Origin of the sequence: Bacillus cereus group sp. BfR-BA-01408 (genome assembly GCF_022663305.1) — a bacterium.
GTDB classification, from domain to species: domain Bacteria; phylum Bacillota; class Bacilli; order Bacillales; family Bacillaceae_G; genus Bacillus_A; species Bacillus_A pacificus.
In genome coordinates this window covers 1-1,568 of sequence record NZ_JAKUFF010000160.1, presented here as the reverse complement: position 1 = coordinate 1,568, position 1,568 = coordinate 1, and the positions used below count along the sequence as shown (strand labels likewise).

Genomic DNA, 1,568 nt, shown 5'->3' with positions numbered 1-1,568 from the left:
AAAACCAAGGTGACCAAGATAGTAAAAAACCAGAACAACCAAAGCAAGAAAACATTCAAGTTCCAGCAGCACAAGTAAATGACGCAATCTCTAAAACATCTGAAAAGATGTTACAAGATGGAATTGAAAGCGATTGGGTAGCTTTAGGCCTTTCTCGTTCTGGAAAGAATGTTCCAATTGAGGCGAAATTAAATTATGTTAAGGCTGTAACTGAAAAAGTAGAAAAGCGCATTAACCGTTTTTCAGCGACAGATTTAGCTAGAACGATTATTATGATGAATGCAATGAATGCAGACCCAAAAATGGTAGGCGAACATAATTTAGTTCAAAAATTGTACGAATCAGATAAAGTGAATTCTGTTACAGGTTATACATTTGCTTTACTTGCATTTGATACGAAAAAATATGAAATTCCAGTAGATTCAAAATGGAATCGAGTTGCTTTAGTAGATGCACTTTTAAACGCGCAACATACAGATGGCGGCTGGACTTATGATAGCGCAAGCAGTAAAGATAGTGCTAGTAGCGTTGATGTAACAGGTATGGTTTTATCAGCATTAGCTCCTTATCAAGACCGAGCAGATGTGAAACCAGCAGTGCAAAAGGCTGTCGCATACTTATATAATGAACAACTAGAAAATGGCGGTTTCTCTGCTGATGGACAAGAGAATTCTAATAGTGCTGCGCAAGCTATTATTGGATTATCCCTTGTGAAAGAGGTAGATCAAAACCGTCTTCATAAGGCAGTGCAAAATCTATTGTCATACCAACTTCCAAATGGTGAATTTAAATGGTTACCAGGCGACCAAACCGGTAGCGGAATGGCAACAGAGCAAGCATTATTAGCTTTACTTCAGTTTAAAGACCTTGGAAAATCGATTTATGACTGGTCAACGGAATCTGTTATTGAAATCGATAAGAAACCAAATGTAGACTCAGAAAATGTTGTAGTAGAAAAAGAAGTTACTGAACAACCAGAAGAACAACAAGAAACAAAAGATGACAATGTAAAAGTTGTTGTTGATAACGAACCGGTTAAACATAAAAAATCCGGAAACGGTAGCACACTACCAAAAACAGGAGCATCTTCTCATAGTGCAGCGACAGAAGTAGGTATGGGTGTATTATGTATTGCTTCTGCATATGTATTATGGAGACGTAAAGCAGCTTAACAAAAATTAGGAGCAATCATTTGCTCCTAATTTTATCCCGCATTAACGGGCAGTAAGATCCCCACCTCAAAAGTTAGCGAGTGCAAGGAAGTTAGGTGGAGATTAACTGCCCGTAAAAGCCCGATTGGTTCAACTAATAATAAGTGGGGGGTGGAAAAGCCCCCCACTTATTAAAGTTTCACTTTATTATGAAAGGTGAGAGACAACATGAGTAAGATGAAGTGGTTTATTTCTTTATTGCTTTCACTCGGACTACTTGCCGGATGTGAAGAGGCAGTTGTAAAGCCTGAGAAGAAAGTAGAACTGAAGCAAGAAGAAGTAGCAAAACAAGAAGAGAAAAAAGATGAAGCGAAACCGGAAGAAAAACCGGAGGAAAAACAAGCTGAACAAGAGCAA

1 protein-coding gene and 1 pseudogene are annotated in these 1,568 nt (G+C 38.2%); both read left to right on the top strand.

Annotation, left to right across the window (positions count from 1 at the left end; genetic code table 11):
* Positions 1–1,172: prenyltransferase/squalene oxidase repeat-containing protein (locus tag MR083_RS26460; RefSeq protein ID WP_242270086.1), on the top strand; the 1,172-nt coding region annotated here is incomplete at its 5' end.
* A gap of 207 nt (positions 1,173–1,379) precedes the next feature.
* Positions 1,380–1,568, top strand: a pseudogene (locus tag MR083_RS26455) (DUF4430 domain-containing protein); the annotation flags it as partial.